17 protein-coding genes and 4 pseudogenes are annotated in these 21,891 nt (G+C 59.5%); 7 read left to right on the forward strand and 14 right to left on the reverse strand.

The window, feature by feature from the left end:
• Positions 1 to 44: 44 nt before the first annotated feature.
• A complete protein-coding gene (locus tag AB4N76_RS22290) occupies positions 45 to 701 on the reverse strand; it encodes a peroxiredoxin-like family protein (protein WP_460163527.1) in 657 nt (218 codons plus the stop codon).
• Positions 702 to 888: 187 nt separating this feature from the next.
• Positions 889 to 2,094 carry an MFS transporter gene (locus AB4N76_RS22295; protein ID WP_046032865.1) on the reverse strand — a complete coding sequence of 402 codons (1,206 nt, stop codon included), beginning with the start codon at positions 2,092 to 2,094 and terminating at the stop codon, positions 889 to 891.
• A 234-nt stretch (positions 2,095 to 2,328) separates the two neighbouring features.
• On the opposite strand from AB4N76_RS22295, the gene AB4N76_RS22300 reads away from it, so the two are divergent.
• Entirely contained in the window at positions 2,329 to 2,958 is a 630-nt protein-coding gene (locus AB4N76_RS22300) for a hypothetical protein (protein WP_460163528.1), read from the forward strand.
• Positions 2,959 to 3,153: 195 nt separating this feature from the next.
• Here AB4N76_RS22300 and AB4N76_RS22305 read toward each other — a convergent pair whose 3' ends face one another.
• From AB4N76_RS22305 to gcl, 8 genes and pseudogenes are all read right to left on the reverse strand, one after another.
• Positions 3,154 to 4,152: a sulfate ABC transporter substrate-binding protein gene (locus tag AB4N76_RS22305; protein WP_109786426.1), complete on the reverse strand. Its 999-nt coding sequence runs from the start codon at positions 4,150 to 4,152 to the stop codon at positions 3,154 to 3,156.
• 91 nt (positions 4,153 to 4,243) lie between these two features.
• Positions 4,244 to 5,068, reverse strand: coding sequence for an ion transporter (locus AB4N76_RS22310; protein WP_460163529.1), 825 nt, complete (start codon positions 5,066 to 5,068; stop codon positions 4,244 to 4,246).
• 21 nt (positions 5,069 to 5,089) lie between these two features.
• Positions 5,090 to 6,004 carry an urea transporter gene (locus AB4N76_RS22315; RefSeq protein ID WP_460163530.1) on the reverse strand — a complete coding sequence of 305 codons (915 nt, stop codon included), beginning with the start codon at positions 6,002 to 6,004 and terminating at the stop codon, positions 5,090 to 5,092.
• Between the two features lie 149 nt (positions 6,005 to 6,153).
• Positions 6,154 to 7,570 (reverse strand): annotated as a pseudogene (pyk, locus tag AB4N76_RS22320) (pyruvate kinase).
• Positions 7,560 to 8,840: a glycerate kinase type-2 family protein gene (locus AB4N76_RS22325; RefSeq protein ID WP_460163531.1), complete on the reverse strand. Its 1,281-nt coding sequence runs from the start codon at positions 8,838 to 8,840 to the stop codon at positions 7,560 to 7,562. The pseudogene pyk and the gene AB4N76_RS22325 overlap by 11 nt, the downstream one beginning before the upstream one ends.
• A gap of 172 nt (positions 8,841 to 9,012) precedes the next feature.
• Complete coding sequence (locus AB4N76_RS22330) at positions 9,013 to 9,903, reverse strand: 2-hydroxy-3-oxopropionate reductase (RefSeq protein WP_046032872.1); 891 nt, start codon at positions 9,901 to 9,903, stop codon at positions 9,013 to 9,015.
• A 150-nt stretch (positions 9,904 to 10,053) separates the two neighbouring features.
• Positions 10,054 to 10,836: a hydroxypyruvate isomerase gene (gene hyi / locus AB4N76_RS22335; protein WP_046032873.1), complete on the reverse strand. Its 783-nt coding sequence runs from the start codon at positions 10,834 to 10,836 to the stop codon at positions 10,054 to 10,056.
• A 143-nt stretch (positions 10,837 to 10,979) separates the two neighbouring features.
• On the reverse strand, positions 10,980 to 12,755 hold the full coding sequence (gene gcl, locus AB4N76_RS22340; protein WP_460163532.1) for a glyoxylate carboligase: 1,776 nt from the start codon (positions 12,753 to 12,755) through the stop codon (positions 10,980 to 10,982).
• 266 nt (positions 12,756 to 13,021) lie between these two features.
• Between gcl and AB4N76_RS22345 the strand changes: the two genes are divergently transcribed.
• Together AB4N76_RS22345 and AB4N76_RS22350 are read left to right on the forward strand one after the other, a co-directional pair.
• Positions 13,022 to 13,462: a GlcG/HbpS family heme-binding protein gene (locus tag AB4N76_RS22345; RefSeq protein WP_046032875.1), complete on the forward strand. Its 441-nt coding sequence runs from the start codon at positions 13,022 to 13,024 to the stop codon at positions 13,460 to 13,462.
• Between the two features lie 209 nt (positions 13,463 to 13,671).
• Positions 13,672 to 14,130: an REP-associated tyrosine transposase gene (locus AB4N76_RS22350; protein ID WP_077430647.1), complete on the forward strand. Its 459-nt coding sequence runs from the start codon at positions 13,672 to 13,674 to the stop codon at positions 14,128 to 14,130.
• A 125-nt stretch (positions 14,131 to 14,255) separates the two neighbouring features.
• Here the strand turns inward: AB4N76_RS22350 and AB4N76_RS22355 are convergent, their stop codons facing one another.
• The gene (locus tag AB4N76_RS22355; RefSeq protein ID WP_046032877.1) at positions 14,256 to 14,864 is read right to left on the reverse strand and encodes a TetR/AcrR family transcriptional regulator; all 609 of its coding nucleotides are present in this window, start codon (positions 14,862 to 14,864) and stop codon (positions 14,256 to 14,258) included.
• Positions 14,865 to 14,998: 134 nt separating this feature from the next.
• On the opposite strand from AB4N76_RS22355, the gene AB4N76_RS22360 reads away from it, so the two are divergent.
• Positions 14,999 to 15,913, forward strand: a complete 915-nt coding sequence (locus AB4N76_RS22360) for a DUF808 domain-containing protein (RefSeq protein ID WP_460163533.1) — start codon at positions 14,999 to 15,001, stop codon at positions 15,911 to 15,913.
• Positions 15,914 to 16,107: 194 nt separating this feature from the next.
• Here AB4N76_RS22360 and AB4N76_RS22365 read toward each other — a convergent pair.
• Positions 16,108 to 16,895 (reverse strand): annotated as a pseudogene (locus AB4N76_RS22365) (MlaA family lipoprotein).
• Positions 16,888 to 18,187, reverse strand: a pseudogene (locus AB4N76_RS22370) (serine/threonine protein kinase). The pseudogenes AB4N76_RS22365 and AB4N76_RS22370 overlap by 8 nt, the downstream one beginning before the upstream one ends.
• A 223-nt stretch (positions 18,188 to 18,410) precedes the next feature.
• Here AB4N76_RS22370 and AB4N76_RS22375 point away from each other — a divergent pair.
• The gene (locus tag AB4N76_RS22375; RefSeq protein WP_460163534.1) at positions 18,411 to 18,779 is read left to right on the forward strand and encodes a hypothetical protein; all 369 of its coding nucleotides are present in this window, start codon (positions 18,411 to 18,413) and stop codon (positions 18,777 to 18,779) included.
• 123 nt (positions 18,780 to 18,902) lie between these two features.
• On the opposite strand, the pseudogene AB4N76_RS22380 reads toward AB4N76_RS22375, so the two are convergent.
• A pseudogene (locus AB4N76_RS22380) lies at positions 18,903 to 20,497 on the reverse strand (glycoside hydrolase family 17 protein).
• A gap of 34 nt (positions 20,498 to 20,531) precedes the next feature.
• Here AB4N76_RS22380 and AB4N76_RS22385 point away from each other — a divergent pair.
• Both AB4N76_RS22385 and AB4N76_RS22390 read left to right on the forward strand, forming a co-directional pair.
• Positions 20,532 to 20,678 carry a hypothetical protein gene (locus AB4N76_RS22385; protein ID WP_256577147.1) on the forward strand — a complete coding sequence of 49 codons (147 nt, stop codon included), beginning with the start codon at positions 20,532 to 20,534 and terminating at the stop codon, positions 20,676 to 20,678.
• Between the two features lie 119 nt (positions 20,679 to 20,797).
• Positions 20,798 to 21,649, forward strand: coding sequence for a glycine betaine ABC transporter substrate-binding protein (locus AB4N76_RS22390; protein WP_046032883.1), 852 nt, complete (start codon positions 20,798 to 20,800; stop codon positions 21,647 to 21,649).
• Positions 21,650 to 21,891: the final 242 nt, after the last annotated feature.

The raw sequence follows: 21,891 nt of genomic DNA on the forward strand, positions 1-21,891 counted from the left end.
CACTCCTTGAAAAACATGCCGCGGGTCAGGCGGCATTTGATCGGTTAGCCGCGAATAGCATCCAGCATCGCTTCAGGCTCAGGACGCTGAGTGTAATCCGGGTTGACCTCGGCGTAACGAATCACACCGTCCTGACCGATCACATAGCGTGCCGGTATCGGCAGCGTCCACGACGGATCATCATTGAAAGTTGGCAAATCGTTACGCAGATTCTTGTACAGCTCGATCAGGTAATCCGGCAACTCAAAGCGCAAACCCAATGCATGCGCCACGTCATTGTGGGTGTCGCTGAGGATAGGAAACGTCAGGCCATTGGTCCGCATCGACTTGCGGCTGTTGGCGGCGATCTGTGGCGAAATCGCCAGCAGGCTGGCGCCGGCGTCCTGCAACATTGGTAGAAAATCCTGTAACGCTTGCAGCTCCATGTTGCAGTAAGGGCACCACACGCCACGGTAAAACGTCAGCACCAAAGGCCCCTTGGCCAGCAGATCGATGGAGGACACTGGATGCCCGTCGGGATCTTTCAGGGTAAACAGCGGCGCCTTGTCACCGACCTTCAGCGCTTTGTTCGCCGCACCCGAGGCGATCAGCTCGGCAGTCGCGCGCTCCATGATCGGGTGGATGTCAGCCGGGGCGTTATAGGGCGGCTTGCCAGCCTTGAAGTCCGCTTTGAAGGCATCGAGTTTTGCTTGCAGGGTCATGATCGTAATCCTTGGTGGGAAAGCCGGTTGGCTGGGATCAATGGTGACCTTGAGGCGGGGAGGGCGGAACGCAGGTGGGGGGCATAGGATTCATTCTTGGGGGGAATGAGGTGGCGGATACGTCACATTTGTCGGAACACCGACCGGATCTTGCTCCGGCCGGCATTGCGAAGTTGTTTTTGAACACTTAAGCCGTCGCCAGCGAGCCCTTCTGCGAAACACTCAAAAACCGCAGCAACGCCAACAGTGGAAACGCGCTGCCGACTATCACGATCCACAACCAGCCACCGTGCTCGTACACGGCGCTGGCCACCGAAGAGCCGAAGGCGCCGCCGATGAAGATGCTGGTCATGTACAGCGCATTCAGGCGGCTGCGGCTTTTGGCGTCGAGGGCGTAGACCGCGCGTTGGCCGAGCACCATGTTCATCTGCACACAGAAGTCGAGGACCACGCCGGTCACGGCCAGGCCAATGACGCTATAGAGCGGATGGATGAATGCCGGCAGAAAGCTCAGGCTGGCGAATAGCAGGGCCAGCAGCGAGGCGATGCGCGTGTGGCCGGCATCCGCCAGGCGCCCGGCGATGGGCGCCGCGATAGCGCCGATGGCGCCGACGAGGGCGAAGATCGCGATCTGGGTTTGCGACAGGCCGTGATTGCGCGCCAACTCCAGCGGCACGGCGGTCCAGAACAGGCTGAAGGTCGCGAACATGCAGCCTTGATAAAACGCACGCTGACGCAATACCGGTTGTTGGCGCAGCAATGTCCACAGCGAACCCAGCAATTGCCCATAAGACGCACTGTGATCAGGCTGGCGCTTGGGTATGGTCAGCGCCAGCACGATGCTGATCGCCGCCATCAACACCGCTGCTATCACAAACATCGCGCGCCAGCCGAAATAGTCAGCCACCACGCTGGACACCGGGCGAGCCAGGAGAATCCCCAGCAGCAACCCGCCCATGATCCCGCCGACCACGCGGCCACGCGACTCTTCCGGAGCCAGGTGCGCGGCCAGTGGAATCAGGATTTGCACCGACACCGAGCTGAAGCCCACCAGCAACGAAATCAGTAAAAACACATTGGGCTGATCGGTGAACGCGGCGCCCAGTAAACTCGCAATCGCCACCACGGTGGTGATGATCATCAGTCGGCGGTTTTCCAGCAAATCGCCCAGCGGCACGAGGAAGAAAAGCCCCAGTGCGTAGCCAATCTGTGTCAGGGAAACGATCAGGCTGGCCATGGTGCTGGTCAGGCCGATGTCCGGCGCGATCAGGCCGATGATCGGTTGGGCATAGTAGAGGTTGGCCACAATGGCGCCGCAACAGAAGGCGAAGAGCAGCACCATGCCTTTGGTCATTGTCGTGGCACCGTGGGGCGCCTGCGTCGCTGGTTTCATAACGTGTCTCGCTGAACAGAAGGGAATGCGCGAAGGCTAAGCGGCAAGCCTGGACGGCGGAAGAGGGATTGAAGTGATAGTAATCATTCCATTGCGGAATGAGTGGCGCCGGCATGTGCGGTTGGCCCATGCACCTTGCGTCCAAATAATCAGGCCCGATGATACATTCACTTACATCCTGTTCGATAGCGTGCTTATGTTCTCTCTCACGCTTCATCACCGGAAGGCACTTCCATGAATACGATGTTCCGTCACCTGATTCGCGGCGCTTCGGCCCTGACACTGATCACATTGTTCACCACAGGCCTGGCCCAGGCCGCCGACGCGCCGGGATTGCGTATCGGTGTTCGTGGCGAAATCACCGGGGTCAGCCCTGATGTGTTGAAGGTTCACGTCAACAGCGGCGAAAACGTCGTGATCAACCTGACCCCGGATACCAAAGTCCGCGCTGTCACGTTGGCCAATATCGACGACATCAAACCGGGCAGCTACATCGGCTCGGCGGCTATTCCTCAGGAGGATGGCACTCTCAAGGCGTTGGAAGTCCATGTCTTCCCACCGGAACTGGCGGGCAGCGGCGACGGGCATCGACCGTTCGACCTGGTCAAGGGCAGCAGCATGACCAACGGCAGCGTCGGCGATCTGGTGGTCAGCAACGGCCGGGTCTTGACGGTCAACTACAAGGGCGGCCAGCAGAAGATTCTGGTGCCGGAGGACGTGCCGATTGTGAACCTGATCCCGGGGGATCGCAGCTTGTTGAAAGTGGGGGTGAAGATCGTGACATTTGTGACACAGAGTGCGGACGGGACGCTGACGGCTCAGTCGATTTCTGCGGGTAAGGAGGGTGTGACGCCGCCGATGTAAGGGCTTGGCGAAATCCTTGTGGGAGCGGGCTTGCCCGCGAAGAAGGCGCTACATTCAGCATTGATGTGACTGATAAACCGCCATCGCGGGCAAGCCCGCTCCCACAGGATTGACGTCGTACAAGGAAACTGTAACCGCTGAAACCCACAAAAAAGGCGACCTGCAAAGGTCGCCTTTTTCATGGCCGCTCAGCGATTACTGACCGGTGTAAATCTGATCGAAAATCCCGCCATCATTGAAGTGGGTCTTCTGCACGGTGCGCCAGTCACCGAAGGTCTTCTCCACCGACAGGAAGTCCACTTTCGGGAAGCGATCGGTGTACTTGGCCAGCACCGCCGGGTCACGCGGGCGCAGGTAATTGGCTGCCGCAATTTCCTGGCCTTCCGGCGACCACAGGTACTTCAGGTATTCCTCGGCGGCGGCACGGGTGCCTTTCTTGTCGACGGTTTTGTCGACCACCGACACCGGTGGCTCGGCTTCGGCGGAAACGCTTGGGTAGATCACTTCAAACTGGTCGCGACCAAACTCGCGGGCAATCATTTCCGCTTCGTTCTCGAAGGTCACCAGGACGTCGCCGATCTGGTTGGTCATGAACGTTGTCGTAGCGGCACGACCGCCGGTGTCCAGCACCGGTGCTTGCTTGAACAGCTTGCCGACAAACTCCTTGGCCTTGTTCTCGTCACCGCCGTTCTTCAGCACATAACCCCAGGCGGACAAGTAGGTGTAGCGGCCATTGCCCGAGGTTTTCGGGTTGGGCACGATCACCTGAACGCCGTCCTTGAGCAGGTCAGGCCAGTCTTTCAGGGCTTTCGGGTTGCCTTTACGGACGATGAACACCGTGGCGGAAGTAAACGGCGCACTGTTGTTCGGCAGGCGCGTGACCCAGTTCTCCGGCACCAGTTTGCCGTTGTCTGCCAGGGCGTTGATGTCGGTGGCCATGTTCATGGTGATGACATCAGCCGGCAAGCCGTCGATGACCGAGCGCGCTTGTTTGCTGGAGCCGCCGAAGGACATCTGCAGGGTGATGTTTTCGTTGTGTTCGGCTTGCCAGTGTTTCTGGAAGGCAGTGTTGTAGTCCTTGTAGAAATCGCGCATCACGTCGTAGGAAACGTTGAGCAGGGTCGGTGCGGCCTGGGCCATGCTGGTCAGTGCCAGGCCAGCGGCCAGAAGTGAGGCGCCAAAGAGTTTTTTCACTGCGCAGTCCTTGTTCTATTTAAATTGAGGCAATTTGCCAGCGACTATAACTGGGCTCGCATAGAGCCTTAAAGATTAAAAAGCTCTTTGCTTATTCCTGTTTTTTGAACAGCGCATTGCCGCAACGAGAGCAGAACGATGCTTCCTGTTCATGGTTGTCTTTGGTACACACCGGGCAATCGTGATGTAACTGGCCACCGCGCATGGCCGTGGCCAGTTCGGCGGTGAAGATCCCGGTGGGTACGGCGATGATCGAGTAACCGGTGATCATCACCATCGACGAAATCACCTGGCCCAACGCGGTCTTGGGCACGATGTCACCATAGCCGACGGTGGTCAGCGTCACGATCGCCCAGTAGATGCCTTTGGGAATGCTGGTGAAGCCATGTTGCGGGCCTTCAACCACATACATCAGGGTGCCGAACACCGTGACCAGGGTGCAGACGCTGAGGAGGAACACGAGGATTTTCTGCTTGCTGCCGCGCAGGGCATCGAGCAAGTAATGGGCTTGCTTGAGGTAGGGACCGAGCTTGAGCACGCGGAAGATGCGCAGCATCCGGATCACCCGAATGATCAGCAAGTACTGGGCGTCGCTGTAATACAGCGCGAGGATGCCCGGCACGATGGCCAGCAGATCCACCAGGCCGTAAAAACTGAACGCGTAACGCATGGGTTTGGGCGAGCAATACAGGCGCAGGAAGTACTCGCCCAGGAAAATCACCGTGAAGCCCCACTCGATGGCCGCCAGCAGGCCGGCGTAGTTCTGATGAACGTCATCGATGCTGTCGAGGATCACCACCACCAGGCTGGCGAAAATAATCAGCAGCAGGCTCGAGTCGAAGCGCCGTCCGGCGATGGTGTCGGTCTGGAAAATAATCACGTAAAGGCGATTACGCCACGTGTCGTTGCTGTTCATTCAAATCGCCTTGGCTGCTAATCAGCGCAGCCTAGGTTGATTCTCCCCGGGAACGCAAGGCGCGCTTTCGACCGTGGCTTTGCCGAGCATCTGCACAACCGTGCGGATCAACCAGCCTGCGAGAATGAACGGCGCGGTCAGCGTGGGCAGGCCGATGGCGGCAAAGACCGGCGTCAGTAACAGCGCCAGGCCGATGCCCACCAACGGCAGCCACGGTTGGCGACGCTGTGAGCTGAAGGCGAGGGCGGCGAGTACGGCGTTATAGCTCCCGAGACCGAGCAATGCGCTGTAGAAGTCGTGGTGCAACATACTCCAGCTCATGCCCGCGACAGACGCCAACAACGCCCAGCAGAATGCGCGGCGATCTGCGATCAGCAAACCGACGGCAATCATCGCACCGGCCAGCGGATGACCGAGGAACATCACCTGACCCACGCCTTTGAAGGGGGCGGCGAGCATGTTCAGCGTGTTGATTTCGATCAAATGCGCCGTTGTCGAGGGCGTGGCGAAGCACAGCAGCAACCAGCCCAGCCCGACGAAGGGCGCCGTGTAGGCCGGCAGGCATTGGCTGACCCGGACGCGCTTGAGCCACTGCTGGGTGATCATCGCGCTCAGACCGCCGGCGGCCAGAATTAGCGGTGGCATCATCGCCGACCAAGGGAAATACAAACTCAGCAACAGACCGAGCAGAACGCCGTTGTAGCTGAACAACCCGGCCTGACGATCAGCCTTGGCATAGTTGCGGCGTTGCGCAGTGAGCAAACCGGCGACACCGCCCAGCAGCGCACCGCCGAGCAACGTCGGCGCGGTAAACAGAATCGCCAACAGGCACAGCAGGCCGCACAGCGGATTGCGCTGGAGGAAGATCTGACTGAAGCCGTTGAGCAACGCTTCGGCCCAGTCGGGACAGTGGGTGTTGAAATGGTGGGCAGGCATGAAGGAGTCTGTGGTGTGTCTGGAGGACCGAGTTGCCTGCTTCGCGAGCAAGCCCGCTCCCACACTGAATCTATGTTCAGTTATAAATTTGTGATCGACACAAATCTAATGTGGGAGCGGGCTTGCTCGCGAAGAGGCCAGTACAGGCGCTAAATCAATGTCTCGATACGCAGTGAGTTAGTCGATCCAGGCTGCCCAAACGGCACACCTGCGGTGATCAATAATGTATCGCCACGCTTGGCCATGCCCTGTGCCTGGGCGATTTCCAGCGCCGTCGAGCACACTTCATCCACTTGCCGCAGTCGGTCATTGACCACCGAATGCACGCCCCACGCCAGGGTCAAGCGGCGCGCGGTTTGCAGGTTCGGTGTCAGGTTGAGGATCGGCACCGTCGGCCGTTCCCGCGCCGCACGTAAGCTCGAGGTGCCGGACTCGCTGTAGTTCACCAGCACGGCCACCGGCAGCACGTTGCTGATGCGACGAATCGCGCAGCTGATCGCATCGGACACCGTCGCCTCGGCTTTCGGTCGGCTCACGTCAAGTTGTGCCTGATAGTCCGGGCCGTTTTCCACCTGGCGGATGATCTTGCTCATCATCTGCACGGCTTCCAGCGGGTACTCGCCGGAGGCGGTTTCCGCCGACAGCATCACCGCATCCGCACCTTCGGCCACGGCGTTGGCCACGTCGGTAACCTCGGCCCGGGTCGGGGCCGGGGAGAAGCGCATCGACTCCAGCATCTGCGTGGCCACCACCACCGGTTTGCCTAGCTCGCGGCAGAGGGTGATGATGTTTTTCTGAATCTGCGGCACGCTTTCGGCGGGCACTTCCACGCCGAGGTCGCCACGCGCCACCATGATCGCGTCGCTCAACTCGGCGATTTCCCGCAGTTGCGTCACGGCCGATGGCTTCTCGATCTTGGCCATCAAAAAGGCCTTGTCGCCGATCAGTTCGCGGGCTTCGCGAATGTCTTGCGGACGTTGCACAAATGACAGCGCGACCCAGTCCACACCCAACTCCAGACCGAAGCTCAAGTCGCGGCGATCCTTGGCGGTCAGCGGGCTTAGTTCCAGCACCGCTTGCGGCACGTTCCACGCCTTTGCGGTCCGACAGTTCGCCGCCATTCAACACGGTGGTGTCGATGGCGTCGGAGTACTTGGTGACCACTCGCAAACGCAGCTTGCCGTCGTCCAGCAGCAAGTCCATGCCCGGCTCCAGCGCCGCGATGATTTCCGGGTGAGGCAGATTAACGCGGCGCTCGTTCCCGGGCGTCGGGTCCAGGTCCAGTCGCAGGGCCTGACCGCGATGCAGTTGCACCTTGCCCTCGGCAAACTTGCCGACCCGCAGTTTCGGGCCTTGCAGGTCCATCAGAATACCCAGCGGATAATTAAGCTGGCGCTCGACTTCACGAATCCACTGGTAGCGCTGTGCGTGGTCGGCGTGATCGCCGTGGCTGAAGTTCAGGCGGAAAATGTTGACCCCGGCCTGCACCAGTTCGCGAATGTCGTCGATCCCGTCGGTGGCGGGGCCGAGGGTGGCGAGGATTTTAACCTTCTTGTCAGGCGTCATTTTTTGGGTTCTCGAGAATCAGGATGGCGCGGAAGTCGTTGACGTTGGTGCGGGTCGGCTCAGTGACGATCAGGGCGTCCAGTGCCTCGAAATAACCGTAGCCATTGTTGTTGTCCAACTCGTCGCTGGCGCTCAGGCCCAGCGCCGTGGCACGGGCGTAGCTGTCCGGGGTCATGAGGGCGCCGGCGTTGTCTTCGGAGCCATCGATGCCGTCGGTGTCACCGGCCAGGGCATACACACCGGGCAGGCCTTTGAGGCTGTCGGTCAGGCTCAGCAGGAATTCGGCGTTGCGCCCGCCACGGCCATTGCCGCGCACGGTCACGGTGGTTTCACCGCCCGACAAAATCACACAGGGCGCCGCCAGTGGCTGGCCGTGCAGGACCACTTGCCGCGCAATGCCGGCGTGAACCTTGGCCACTTCACGGGATTCGCCTTCCAGATCACCGAGGATCAGCGGGCTGAAACCGGCCTGCCGCGCTTTCACGGCGGCCGCTTCAAGCGATTGCTGTGGGCGGGCAATCAATTGGAAATGACTGCGCGCCAGGCTCGGATCACCAGGTTTGACCGTCTCCGATTCCGGGCTTTGCAGCCAGTTGCGCACCGAGACCGGGACTTCGATGTCGTAGCGCTTGAGGATCGCCAGCGCTTCGGCAGAGGTACTTGGGTCGGCCACGGTCGGACCGGAGGCGATGACCGTGGCGAGGTCGCCCGGTACATCGGAAATCGCATAGGTATAAACAGTGGCAGGCCAGCAGGCTTTGCCGAGACGGCCACCCTTGATCGCCGAGAGGTGCTTGCGCACGCAGTTCATCTCGCCGATGGTCGCGCCGGATTTGAGCAGGGCTTTGTTGATTGATTGCTTATCGACGAGGGTGATGCCGGCCGCCGGCAATGCCAGCAGGGCAGAGCCGCCGCCCGAAAGCAGGAAGATCACGCGGTCGTCTTCGGTCAGGTTGCTGACCAGTTCAAAGACCCGTTTGGCAACGGCCTGACCGGCAGCGTCCGGCACTGGGTGGGCCGCTTCGACCACTTCGATTTTTTCGCACGGGGCACCGTGACCGTAACGGGTCACCACCAGACCGCAGACTTCACCCTGCCAGCAACGCTCGACCACCTGGGCCATGGCGGCCGCAGCTTTGCCGGCGCCGATGACGATCACCCGACCGCTACGGTCTTTGGGCAAATGGGCTTCGAGGACTTGCTGTGGGTGGGCGGCGTCGATGGCTGTGGCAAACAGCTCGCGCAGGAATTGTTGCGGATCGACCGACATGGCGGGCTCCCGGAATTCTTGTTATTGGGGTTATCGAACGTGCACGATCCCTGTAGGAGCAAGGCTTGCCCGCGATGCAGACGCTGAGGTGTTTCTGCTGCACCGAGGCGATTCCATCGCGGGCAAGCCTTGCTCCTACAGAGGGCCAGTCAGGCCCTCTGTAGCGCAGGGCTTACTTATCGCGAATCGAGAAATTCGCCATGTGCTCCAGGCCCTTGATCAGCGCCGAGTGGTCCCAATTGCTGCCACCAATGGCTGCGCAGGTGCTGAACACTTGCTGGGTGTTGGCGGTGTTCGGCAGGTTGATGTTCAGTTCCTTGGCCCCTTGCAGGGCCAGGTTCAGGTCCTTCTGGTGCAGGCTGATGCGGAAACCCGGATCGAAGGTGCCTTTGATCATGCGCTCGCCGTGTACTTCGAGGATCTTCGAGGAGGCGAAACCGCCCATCAGTGCTTCACGCACCTTGGCTGGATCAGCACCGTTCTTCGAAGCGAACAGCAGGGCTTCAGCCACCGCCTGAATGTTCAGGGCCACGATGATCTGGTTCGCCACTTTCGCGGTTTGACCGTCGCCGTTGCCACCGACCAGGGTGATGTTCTTGCCCATGGCCTGGAACAGCGGCAGGGCGCGTTCGAAGGCATCGGCATCGCCGCCGACCATGATGCTCAGGCTCGCCGCCTTGGCGCCGACTTCACCGCCGGACACTGGTGCGTCGAGGTACTGGGCGCCTTTTTCATTGATTTTGGCGGCGAAAGCTTTGGTGGCGGTCGGCGAGATCGAGCTCATGTCGATGACGACTTTGCCTTTGCCAACACCGGCTGCAACGCCGTCGGCGCGGAACAGCACGTCATTGACCTGGGGGGTATCCGGCACCATGACGATGATGAATTCGGCTTCTTGTGCGACTTCTTTCGGGTTCGCCAGAGCAACGGCGCCGCCAGCAACCAAGTCGGCAGGGGCAGCGTCGTGGTGCGCCGACAGGAACAGGCTGTGGCCGGCTTTCTGCAGGTTCAACGCCATTGGGTGGCCCATGATGCCGGTGCCGATAAATCCGATTTTAGCCATGAGAAAATCCTCTTGTTTTTGTCTTGCTCAAGCAAATAGGTGCGTAGCTTTTTGTAGGAGTGAGCCTGCTCGCGATTCAGGCGCTGCGGTACATCAGGTGTACCAAAGGTGATTTCATCGCGAGCAGGCTCACTCCTACAGGGATCGGTGTCAGATCGCGTTATGGGTTTTCAACCAGCCCAGGCCCGCTTCAGTCGTGGTCAGCGGCTTGTATTCGCAACCCACCCAACCCTGATAACCGATGCGGTCAAGGTGTTCGAACAGGAAGCGGTAGTTGATTTCACCGGTGCCCGGTTCGTTGCGCCCAGGGTTGTCGGCCAACTGGATGTGGTTGATTTCGCCCAGGTGCGTGGCCATGGTGCGGGCCAGGTCACCCTCCATGATTTGCATGTGGTAGATGTCGTATTGCAGGAACAGATTGGCGCTGCCGACCTGTTCGCGAATCGACAGGGCTTGCGCGGTGTTGTTCAGGTAGAAACCCGGGATGTCGCGAGTGTTGATCGCTTCCATCACCAGTTTGATGCCCACCGCTTGCAGCTTGTCTGCTGCGTATTTGAGGTTGGCGACGAAGGTGTTTTCCACGGTGGCATCGTCCACGCCTTGTGGGCGAATACCGGCCAGGCAGTTGACCTGGGTGTTGCCCAGCACTTGCGCGTAGGCAATGGCGAGGTCGACACCGGCGCGGAACTCTTCAACCCGATCCGGCAGGCACGCGATACCGCGTTCGCCCTTGGCCCAGTCACCGGCCGGCAGGTTGAACAGCACTTGGGTCAGACCGTTGGCATCCAGCTTGGCCTTGATCTCGGCAGAGCTGAAGTCGTACGGGAACAGGTATTCGACACCACTGAAGCCGGCCTTGGCGGCCGCTTCGAAACGGGCAAGAAAATCCTGCTCTGTGAACAGCATGGACAGGTTGGCTGCGAAACGCGGCATGGTGGTCTCCTGTAAAAATAGTTGCCTGTAGCAACTGCCGAGGCACGAGGCTGCGTTGGGCTGCGAAGCGGCCCCCGAGGGCGGTCCTGCGGACACGCAACGCAGCCTCGTACCTCGGCAGCTGCTACAGGTATCAGGTCTTCTTAATCAAGCAACGAAATCGCCGTTGGCGCATCGTTGCCGACCAGCGCCAGGTCTTCGAATTCGTTGACGGCGTTGATCTCGGTGCCCATGGAAATGTTGGTCACGCGCTCCAGAATAATCTCGACAATCACCGGCACCTTGAACTCTTCGATCAGTTCCTGAGCCTTGCGCAGGGCAGGCTGGATCTGGCTTGGTTCAAACACGCGCAATGCCTTGCAGCCCAGGCCTTCGGCCACTGCGACGTGATCGACACCGTAACCGTTGAGTTCCGGAGCGTTCAGGTTATCGAAGGACAGCTGCACGCAGTAGTCCATGTCGAAACCGCGCTGAGCCTGACGAATCAGCCCCAGGTACGAATTGTTTACCACCACGTGGATGTACGGCAGCTTGAACTGCGCGCCCACCGCCAACTCTTCGATCATGAACTGGAAATCATAGTCGCCCGACAGCGCCACGACCTTGCGGGTCGGATCCGCCTTGACCACGCCCAGTGCCGCCGGAATGGTCCAGCCCAAGGGACCTGCCTGACCGCAGTTGATCCAGTGGCGCGGCTTGTAGACGTGCAGGAACTGCGCGCCGGCAATCTGCGACAGACCAATGGTGCTGACGTAGCAGGTGTCTTTGCCGAACACCTGGTTCATTTCTTCGTAGACGCGTTGCGGCTTGACCGGCACGTTGTCGAAGTGCGTCTTGCGCTGCAGGCTGGCTTTGCGCTGCTGGCAGTCTTGCAGCCAGGCGCTGCGGTTTTTCAGCTTGCCGGCGGCTTGCCATTCACGAGCGACTTCGATGAACACGGTCAGCGCGGCAGCGGCGTCAGAAACGATGCCCAGGTCCGGGTTGAACACGCGGCCGATCTGCGTCGGTTCGATATCAACGTGAATGAACTTGCGGCCTTCGGTGTACACGTCGATCGAGCCGGTGTGGCGGTTGGCCCAACGGTTGCCGACGCCCAGTACCAGGTCGGATTTGAGCATCGTCGCGTTGCCGTAGCGGTGCGAGGTCTGCAGGCCAACCATGCCGACCATCAACGGGTGATCGTCCGGAATGGTGCCCCAGCCCATCAGGGTCGGGATGACGGGGATGCCGGTCAACTCGGCGAACTCGACCAGCAAGTCGCTGGCGTCGGCATTGATGATGCCGCCACCGGCCACCAGCAAAGGACGTTCAGCCTGATCGAGCATGGCCAGGGCCTTCTCGATTTGCACGCGGTTAGCGGTGGGCTTGGCCAGCGGCAGCGGTTGGTAAGCGTCGATGTCGAATTCGATCTCGGCCATCTGCACGTCGAACGGCAGGTCGATCAGCACCGGGCCTGGACGGCCGGAGCGCATTTCGTAGAAGGCTTTCTGGAACGCATAAGGCACCTGGCCCGGTTCCATGACGGTGGTTGCCCACTTGGTCACTGGCTTGACGATGGTGGTGATGTCGACAGCCTGGAAGTCTTCCTTGTGCATACGGGCGCGGGGTGCCTGGCCAGTAATGCAAAGGATTGGAATCGAGTCGGCCGAGGCGCTGTAGAGCCCGGTGACCATGTCGGTACCGGCAGGGCCGGAAGTACCGATGCACACGCCGATGTTGCCGGCCTTGGTGCGGGTGTAGCCCTCGGCCATGTGCGAGGCGCCTTCAACGTGGCGAGCGAGGACGTGATCGATGCCACCGACCTTCTGTAGGGCGGAGTACAGCGGGTTGATTGCAGCACCCGGGATGCCAAAAGCGGTATCAACCCCTTCACGGCGCATCACCAGAACGGCGGCTTCGATTGCTCTCATTTTGCTCATGGTTTTGTGCCTCTTACGTTTTGTAATTGTATACAAGTGGCTTTGCGCAGAGTGTATTCACGGCGGACGGCGCAGGTCAATCCATTTTCTCAAGCGACTGTTTCATTCGTCGGAAGCCCTTTAACGTGTGGCTTTTCGTCGCATGTGGCGCTTTTCGATAATTATTGTATACAAAAAAATAATTCATTGTGTTCTATTTGTTGCATCGGGCTGCGGCACAACGGCGCAGCCCAACGGCTTTCCGAAAACAAAATGAGGACGGCACCATGAGCGCTTTAACCTTGAAAGTCGCAGTCAACCTGATCGATCAGGCCATCTCTGCCGGGCGTGCAATCTCGGCGGCTCCATTGACCATTGCAGTACTGGATGCCGGCGGGCACCTGATCACCCTGCAACGCGAAGACGGCGCCAGCCTGCTACGCCCGCAGGTCGCCATCGGTAAGGCCTGGGGCGCCATTGCCCTGGGCAAAGGCTCGCGTCTGCTGGCGCTGGACGCACAACAACGCCCGGCGTTTATCGCGGCGTTGAACAGCCTGGGGCAGGGCAGCATCGTGCCGGCACCGGGTGGTGTGCTGATTCGCGATCTGGCAGGGAACGTGCTGGGGGCGGTGGGCATCAGCGGGGATCTGTCGGATGTTGATGAACAGTGCGCGATTAGTGCGATCGAGGCGTTGGGGTTGACGGCGGATGCTGGGGTTACTGCTTGATCTGTAGCGTTTGAGTAATTGCCATCGCGGGCAAGCCCGCTCCCACAGGAATTGGAGGTGCTCACATTTTTGCGTACGCCATCAAACACTGTGGGAGCGGGCTTGCCCGCGATGGCTCTCATCAGACACATCCTGCTAAAGGTCTGTACCGCCCGCTGCCAATTCCGGGTCTAGCCTTTTCATGACTTCATCACGAGAGTGGCAAAGGAATGCCCGATGTACCTTCTTCACATCGCCTGCGAACAGGTCGCTACGCCGAACCCAATCGAATCTACTTACTGACCACCAATACCCTTGACCGAGAACCGGTTTTTACCGATTTCGCTTTGGGCCGATTGGTGGTTCACCAATTCCGTCAGGCTCAAAAACTGGGTTTCGTAAACTCGCTGGCCTGGGTCGTTATGCCTGACCACTTTCACTGGCTGGTCGAGCTGCAGAAGTGTTCGCTCAGCAATTTGATGCGTCAAACCAAGTCATTGATTGCTCGAGACGTAAACCTTTTCAGTAACAGGAAAGGGCCGCTTTGGCAGCAGGGGTATCACGACCGGGCGTTAAGGCGAGATGAGGATTTGGTGAAGATGGCGCGGTATGTTGTGGCCAATCCATTGCGGGCGAGGTTGGTAGAACGACTGGGCGACTATCCGTTGTGGGATGCGATTTGGGTCTGATCAAGTACCGAGTTGCAGCCATCGCGGGCAAGCCCGCTCCCACACGGATTAGCGGTGTTCACCTATTTTGCGTACGCCGACAGCCCGTGTAGGAGTGCGCCTGCTCGCGATGGGGACAACGCGGTCTACCGATCCGGCTCACACCCCTTGAGCACCAACCGGATAATCGTCTGCGCCGCTGCTTCATAATCGGCCTCATCCAGTTTGGCTTTGCCGGTGATGGCGGTGATCTGCCAGTCAAAGTCGGCATAGGTCTGGGTTGCGGCCCAGATGCTGAACATCAGGTGGTTGGGGTCGATGGCGGCGATTTGGCCGCGGTCGATCCAGGTTTGGATGCAGTCGATGTTGTGCTTGGCCTGGCTGTTGAGCTGTTCGACCAGGTCGGCGCTCAGGTGCGGGGCGCCGTGCATGATTTCGCTGGCGAACACCTTGGAAGCGAAAGGCAGGTCGCGGGAGATACGGATTTTCGAGCGGATGTAGCCGCTCAGCACTTCGCTGGGCACACCTTCAGGGTTGAACGGTGTCGAGGCCTGCAGAATCGGCTCGATGATACTTTCCAGGACCTCGCGGTAGAGGTTTTCCTTGGATTTGAAGTAGTAGTAGACGTTGGGCTTGGGCAATCCCGCCTTGGCTGCGATGTCGCTGGTTTTGGTCGCAGCGAAGCCCTTGTCGGCAAATTCTTCACTGGCGGCACGCAGGATCAGTTCTTTGTTGCGCTCGCGGATAGTGCTCATAAACCAGGGGGTTCCTTGCCTGTTCTGGCGGTTGCGCATGGTATCACCGGCCTCGCGCGCCGCTCAAGAATGCCCCGTGTGGCACTCGGCCGCGCTATGCTGCGCAGCATTCATTCAAGAAGGAAACCTGATTCATGGCAGGAAGCAGTTTGCTGGTGCTGATCGATGACATCGCCGCTGTGCTCGACGATGTGGCATTGATGACCAAAATGGCCGCCAAGAAGACCGCCGGTGTACTGGGCGACGATCTGGCGCTCAATGCCCAGCAGGTCAGCGGCGTGCGGGCGGAGCGGGAAATCACGGTGGTTTGGGCGGTCGCCAAGGGCTCGTTTCGCAACAAACTGATCCTGGTGCCGTCGGCGTTGGCCATCAGCGCGTTCATTCCGTGGCTGGTCACACCGCTGTTGATGGTCGGCGGCGCGTACCTGTGTTTCGAAGGCTTCGAGAAGCTCGCCCACAAGTTTTTGCACAGCAAGGCCGAGGATCAGGCTGAACATGCGGAACTGGTCGAGGCTGTTGCCGATCCGGCGGTCGATCTGGTGGCTTACGAACAGGACAAGATCAAGGGCGCGGTCCGCACCGACTTCATCCTGTCGGCAGAAATCATCGCCATCACGTTGGGCACCGTGGCGGGTGCCTCGCTGACCCAGCAAGTGGTTGTGCTCTCGGGGATTGCCATCGTCATGACCGTTGGCGTCTACGGCCTGGTCGCCGGCATCGTCAAACTCGACGACCTCGGTTTGTGGCTGACCCAGAAGCCCGGCCAGATGGCCAAAAGCATCGGCGGCGGGATACTGCGAGCGGCACCGTACATGATGAAAAGCCTGTCGGTGATCGGGACGGCGGCGATGTTCCTCGTCGGCGGCGGGATCCTGACTCACGGGGTGCCGGTGATTCATCACTGGATTGAAGGTGTTGGCGCAGCGGCCGGTGGCGCCGGGTTTATCGTGCCGACCTTGCTCAATGGGGTCGCGGGGATTGTGGCCGGCGCGGTGGTGTTGGCGGGTGTGCTGGTAGCCAGCAAAATCTGGAAAGCGCTGAAAGGCTAAAGCCGAACACTGTCCTGTAGGCGTGAGCCGGCTCCGGGCGGCGTTCCGACGATTGCGGTGGGTCAGTCAGTAGAGATTTTGACTGTGCTGATGTCATCGCGAGCAGGCTCACTCCTACAGGGGAATTGTCGTGCGGCGGGAATGTAAAAGGCCATTCGACTCGCATCGAATGGCCTTTTTTGTTGCCGCCGGAATTACTCGGCGATCTGCAACTTACGTGACTCGGTATACACGTAACGCACTTTCTCGTACTCGAACGGCGAGTTCAGCTGGCCATAGCGGAAGCGGGTCTGGTTGCGTTTGTCGATGCCGCGCAGGATCCACACTTCAGGATGATTGGAGCTGACTTCGGAGACGTTCAGGTAGTTGATCGCTGACTCTACGGTGAAGTCGACTGCCAGGCCGCCGGTGTCGCGGATGTTGGACGGCCCGAGAATTGGCAAGACGAAGTAGGCGCCGCCTGGTACACCGTAGAAGCCCAGGGTCTGGCCGAAGTCTTCGTTCTGGCGCGGCAGGCCCATGGCGGTGGCCGGGTCCACAAGCCGGCAATGCCGATGGTGGTGTTGAGCAGCAGGCGCGCTGACGTTTCCATCGAGCGTTTGCCCTTGAGCTGCAACAGGCTATTCACAAGGTTCGGTACATCGCCCAGGTTGTTGAAGAAGTTGCTCACGCCGGTACGCAGGAAGCTTGGCGTGACGTAGCGATAGCCGTCGACCACGGGCAGGAACACCCATTGGTCGAAGCGGTAGTTGAAGTGATACACCCGGCGGTTCCACTCTTCCAGCGGGTCATAGACGGCCAGTGCGTTGAGCGTCGAGCGTTCGAACTCGCGCTGGTCCAGCCCGGGGTTGAACTTGAGTTTGCTCAGCGGCTCCTTGAAGCCGTCATTGTCGATCACGACGGGGGCGTTGGCTTTGCTGTTGTCGGCATTGGCGACGCCTGCACAGAGTAACGCAGCGATAAGCAGGAGATATTTAGCCACGGAAGAACTCCAGCATGGCGTCGCTGTTGACGCGGTAGTTAAGGTTGCCGCAATGGCCGCCGAGTGGATAAACGGTCAAGCGATCGCCGAAGGTCTTGCGCAGGAAACCGAGGTCGCCCGGGCCCAGGATCACGTCGTCGGCGTTGTGCATCACAGCGATTTTCGGGCTGTCGTGCAGGTAGTCCTTGAGCGCATACAGGCTGACCTGGTCGATCAGTTGCAGCAGGCTGCCGCCGTCAGTGCGGGCACGCCACATCGGAATGACCTGTTCGGTGATGTAGCAGTCGAAGTCGCATTGCAGCGCACGCTTGAGAAACGGCGTGAGGCTGGTGCCTTCGGTGATCGGGAATTTCGGCGGCGTAATCAGGCCGCGACGGTTGATCAGGTCCGAGGTGAAGGCAATGTCGGCAGCCGAGAAACGGAATGAAGTGCCGATCAGCATGGCCATCTGTTCGTTGGTCAGGTGTTGCTTGGACTGCTGGAAGTCGTAGAGCAGAGCATCGTTGAGGTCGATGTAGCCTTTCTGCTGGAAGTAGCGGGTCAGCTTGTTCAGCACCAGCTCATAAAACGTAGTGCTGCTGGTGATGCCCTTGACCTCTGTCTGGACCAGTTTGTCCAGGTTGGTGATCGAGGTGTACAGGTTGACTGGCGGGTTGAGTAGCAACACTTTCTTGAAGTTGAAACTGCGGCGGGTTTCGTCCAGATGCGCGACAAACGCCGCGTCGAGGGCGCCCAGGCTGTAACCGGTCAGGTAGTAATCGGTGACCGGCAGATTCGGGTTTTGTGCCCGCACGGCCTGCATCACTCGATACATGTCTTCGGCATCTTCCTTGGTTATGCCGGGGGTGGCGAAGCGAGAGGCGGCGGCGATGAAGTCGAAACTGGTCGGCGACGAGAGTTGCACTACGTGATAGCCGGCCTGGTAGTAGAGCTTTTTCAGGTATTCGTTGAGGGTGCTGTCATAACGGGCACCGGTGCCGGCAATCAGGAAGATCAGCGGTGCGGCTTTATCTTGCGTAGCGATGCGGTAGGTCAGCTTCTTCACGGCCCAGAAGTTGTCTGGCAGTTCGAAGGCGCGTCTCCGGGCGTAGCGTGATGGTTTCATCCCGCTGATTGATGTCGTCGTCCAGCGGCAATTCCGGACGCAGGTCCGGAGGTGTCGTTGCGATGGTCGCCTCGAACGGGTTGGTCAAGGGGTAGCCATAACTGGCGGCGTCGATATCGACTGCCAGTGCGGACGCACTCAATATAAGGCCGCAAAACAGGGCGGCGAAGCGCAAGGAACGGAGCATGACTAGATCCCTTAGAAGAAGGTGCTGAATAAAGTTCGCAGGCTAAGACCACTTGTATTGCGCCAAAGTGCCACGCATCGGCACCAAAGAGGCTTATTTTTGGGTAATAGTAGCTGGACGATACACTTTGCAGCGGTTTCCTTACCAAATATCTGTTGCTCGCGTTTGCATACCGCTGTCGGGGGATTAAGCTGGCCGCCGTTTTCCCCTATTGGAGTGTTTCATGTCCCGCCGTCTGCCCGTGTTTTTGCTGCTCGTTTTGCTGCCTTTATGGCTGGCCGCCAGTTACGGCGCGCGTTATGGCTTCATGGAGGATGGGCAGTGGGTGGGCATCTGCGTGGACGAGGCTAACCGCTGGGAATGTGGGGTGCGTTCGAATCTGGGCTTGATGATTCACTTCAACGTGCTGGGCTGGTCGGCGATTTCGGCAGCGGTGCTTGGCTTCGTGCTGCCGGGCCGGGCAGGTTGGTGGCTGGCGGTGCTGGCGCTGGTGTTCGGGTTCCCGGCACTGGCGTTGTACAACACGACGCTGGCTGTTTTTGCGGTGGTGATTGCGGGTTTGCGGTTGGTTAGGGCGTCTCGCAGCGCCTGATAAGTCGTCATCGCGGGCAAGCCCGCTCCCACAGGGATTTTGTTGTACACAAATGCTGCATTCGCTGCAGAGTCCTGTGGGAGCGTGGCTTGCCCGCGATGAGGCCAGAAGCTTCGCTGACGTTTACCTGTTGCGAACCCGCAAACTGCGCCATAACGCTGCAACCATCAGCCCGCTCACCAGCGCCCAGCCCCAGGCTTGCTGGTTGTGTAAACCTTCACGGAACAACTGCGGCGCAATGCCAGCCCCGATGGTGAAGGTCAGCAACGCAATCTCGCGACGTGGCACGCTCACCGGGCGGCACAGGTAAACCAACGCCGGCAGGATGAACGCGACACTCGGGAAGCTGCGATAGCGCGGATCGAACACCAGTTCCAGCATCATCACCGCGGCGGCAAATCCTGCCGCCGCGAGTAACCAGCCAGCCCGGCGCTCCAGCGCATTGAAGGCGCGCTCACGCCAACCCGTGCGGGCGCTCAGCGTCAGTGCGGCATGGGTCAACACCAGCAAATTCAACGCCGTCAGCAGCGCCACCCACAGCCATTCGCTGGCAAACCGTGTGGTGACGCGAGCCAGATCACCCCACGCGCCAATCGAACAAGCCGCCAGTGCGCCGAGCAGTGGCAGTACCAACGCGGCGCGAGTGCTGCGAACGCGACTGCCAAGCATCAACGTGCCGAAAAAAATCACCACGCCCACCGCCAGCCACTGCGACCAGTACGGCACGTTCGACACCGGGCCTGCGAGCACGCCCTTGTCCTGGCGATCAGCGTCAAACAATCCCCAGTAGCCACCGACCGCACCTTCGCTGGCACGTTTCCATGGCTGGTCGAAGGCTTCGATCAGGTTGTAATGCCAGCCATGCTGTTCTGCCATCACGACAAAACCGCGAATGAACTTGGCTTCATTGACCCGGCTCGGCAGGGCTGTTTCCCGTTGGCGGCCTTCGCTCGGCCAACCGGTTTCGCCAATCATCACGTCTTTGGGCGCGAACTTGTTGCCGAAAACCTGGCGCACTTCGGCCACATGTTGCAGGGCCGCGTCGATGTTCGAGGGATCATCTTCCCAGTACGGCAGTAAGTGGATGGTCAGGAAGTCCACCGCCGGGGCGATTTCCGGGTGCTTGAGCCAGAACTCCCAGACGTCGGCGTAAGTGACCGGCTGCTTGACCTGACTTTTGACCTTGTTAATAAGCCTGGCCAGCTGCGCGCCGGTGACTTCTTTGCGCAGCAAGGTTTCATTGCCGACGATGACCGAGGTCACCACGTCGGCGTTGGCATTGGCCGAGGCGATCAGCAGGTCGACTTCTTTCTCGGTGTCCACCGGGTTGCTGTTGACCCAGGCGCCGATCATCAGTTTCAAGCCATGTTTGCGCGCCAGGTCGGGCAGGGCCTCGAGGCCGGTCATGGAATAGGTGCGGATGCATTCGAAGCTTTTGGCCAGCAGCGCGAGGTCGGCGTCCATGCGCTCCGGGCGCAATTTGAACGGCACATCGAACGGCGATTGATCTTTGTCGAACGGGGTGTAGGAGGCGCATTGCAGTTTGTGTGTCGCGCTGGCCACGTCCGGCAGAATCACCGGTTTGCCGAGGCCGTACCAAAAGCCGCCGAAGGCAAACAACCCCAGCAGACAGGCGAACAGGTAAGCAAAAAAGGAAAGCGTGATGTCGCGGGCATGGTCAGGCCGTCTGAGAGCAAAGCCGCGCATGTTACCTGCATTTCTCCCGGCTCAGGTGGCCTGCATGGTTTTGACATGCAAAGTTCGGGCGGAGCGGTCGAGGCGTTTGCGCCGCTCAAGATTAATGGCGTTCTGATGTCGTTTCTCGATGCCTTGATGTCGCTGGCAGAGCAGGTCGCTATTGTCGCGAGGTTGATTATCGAAGCATCAGTGCTCTCATAGATAAATCACGCTGATGTTCGAACGAGTTTGCGGTGGGCGTGATGAGGGCGCTGTGCACCATAACAATACGTTGACGCGACTCGGCATCCGTCGAGCGCAGCACTTTCGGGGAAGTAACGATGAAGATGCGACGACTTTTAGGTGCAGGTGCCGCTCTGGTGCTTGCGATTGGCTCCACCATGGCCAATGCCGAGAGCAAGACCCTGAGCATCGGTTACGTTGACGGTTGGTCCGACAGCGTCGCGACGACCCACGTAGCGGCTGAAGTGATCAAACAGAAACTGGGTTATGACGTGAAACTGCAAGCCGTCGCGACCGGGATCATGTGGCAGGGTGTGGCCACGGGCAAACTCGATGCCATGCTGTCGGCCTGGTTGCCGGTAACACACGGTGATTACTGGACCAAGAACAAGGATCAGGTCGTCGATTACGGTCCGAACTTCAAAGACGCAAAAATCGGCCTGATCGTGCCGGAGTACGTCAAAGCCAAAACCGTCGGCGATCTGAAAACCGACGACAGCTTCAAAAACCGCATTGTCGGCATCGACGCCGGTTCAGGCGTGATGCTCAAGACCGAACAGGCAATCAAGGATTACGACCTGACCGGGTATCAACTCAAGGCCAGTTCCGGCGCCGGCATGATTGCCGAGCTGACCCGTGCCGAGAAGAAAAACGAATCCATTGCCGTGACCGGATGGGTGCCGCACTGGATGTTCGCCAAGTGGAAGCTGCGCTTCCTGGAAGATCCGAAAGGCGTTTATGGCGCCGCTGAAACCGTAAACAGCATCGGCAGCAAAGAACTCGCCACCAAGGCACCGGAAGTGGCCAAGTTCCTGAAGAACTTCCAGTGGGCGTCGAAAGATGAAATCGGCGAAGTCATGCTGGCAATCCAGGATGGTGCCAAGCCGGAAGCCGCGGCGAAGGATTGGGTGGCCAAACACCCGGAACGTGTTGCCGACTGGACCAAATGATTTGATTTGACGCGTCTGGTCAGCACTTCTGAAGGCCGCTTGGCATAACCGCCAAGCGGCCTTTTGCGTTTTTCTGTGAGTGAGCTTGCTCGCGATAGCGGTGTATCAGTCGATATTGATGTTGACTGACACGCCGCTATCGCGAGCAAGCTCGCTCCCACATTGTTTAGTGTCTGCTGGAAAATGACGATTCTGTCATGTCGTTCTAATACTAAGGTCGTCTGGAACCTGTTCCGCAGCCG

The organism is Pseudomonas sp. S2_F03, assembly GCF_054668335.1.

Bases quoted from the DNA above. Each gene is read 5' to 3' on its own strand.
- AB4N76_RS22295 (WP_046032865.1), bottom strand. From the start codon at position 2,094: ATGAAACCAGCGACGCAGGCGCCCCACGGTGCCACGACAATGACCAAA.
- AB4N76_RS22355 (WP_046032877.1), bottom strand. From the start codon at position 14,864: ATGAGCACTATCCGCGAGCGCAACAAAGAACTGATCCTGCGTGCCGCC.
- gcl (WP_460163532.1), bottom strand. From the start codon at position 12,755: ATGAGCAAAATGAGAGCAATCGAAGCCGCCGTTCTGGTGATGCGCCGT.
- AB4N76_RS22345 (WP_046032875.1), top strand. From the start codon at position 13,022: ATGAGCGCTTTAACCTTGAAAGTCGCAGTCAACCTGATCGATCAGGCC.
- AB4N76_RS22315 (WP_460163530.1), bottom strand. From the start codon at position 6,004: ATGCCTGCCCACCATTTCAACACCCACTGTCCCGACTGGGCCGAAGCG.
- AB4N76_RS22310 (WP_460163529.1), bottom strand. From the start codon at position 5,068: ATGAACAGCAACGACACGTGGCGTAATCGCCTTTACGTGATTATTTTC.
- AB4N76_RS22385 (WP_256577147.1), top strand. From the start codon at position 20,532: ATGCAAAGTTCGGGCGGAGCGGTCGAGGCGTTTGCGCCGCTCAAGATT.
- AB4N76_RS22300 (WP_460163528.1), top strand. From the start codon at position 2,329: ATGAATACGATGTTCCGTCACCTGATTCGCGGCGCTTCGGCCCTGACA.
- AB4N76_RS22290 (WP_460163527.1), bottom strand. From the start codon at position 701: ATGACCCTGCAAGCAAAACTCGATGCCTTCAAAGCGGACTTCAAGGCT.
- AB4N76_RS22325 (WP_460163531.1), bottom strand. From the start codon at position 8,840: ATGTCGGTCGATCCGCAACAATTCCTGCGCGAGCTGTTTGCCACAGCC.
- AB4N76_RS22390 (WP_046032883.1), top strand. From the start codon at position 20,798: ATGAAGATGCGACGACTTTTAGGTGCAGGTGCCGCTCTGGTGCTTGCG.
- AB4N76_RS22375 (WP_460163534.1), top strand. From the start codon at position 18,411: ATGTCCCGCCGTCTGCCCGTGTTTTTGCTGCTCGTTTTGCTGCCTTTA.
- AB4N76_RS22350 (WP_077430647.1), top strand. From the start codon at position 13,672: ATGCCCGATGTACCTTCTTCACATCGCCTGCGAACAGGTCGCTACGCC.
- hyi (WP_046032873.1), bottom strand. From the start codon at position 10,836: ATGCCGCGTTTCGCAGCCAACCTGTCCATGCTGTTCACAGAGCAGGAT.
- AB4N76_RS22330 (WP_046032872.1), bottom strand. From the start codon at position 9,903: ATGGCTAAAATCGGATTTATCGGCACCGGCATCATGGGCCACCCAATG.
- AB4N76_RS22360 (WP_460163533.1), top strand. From the start codon at position 14,999: ATGGCAGGAAGCAGTTTGCTGGTGCTGATCGATGACATCGCCGCTGTG.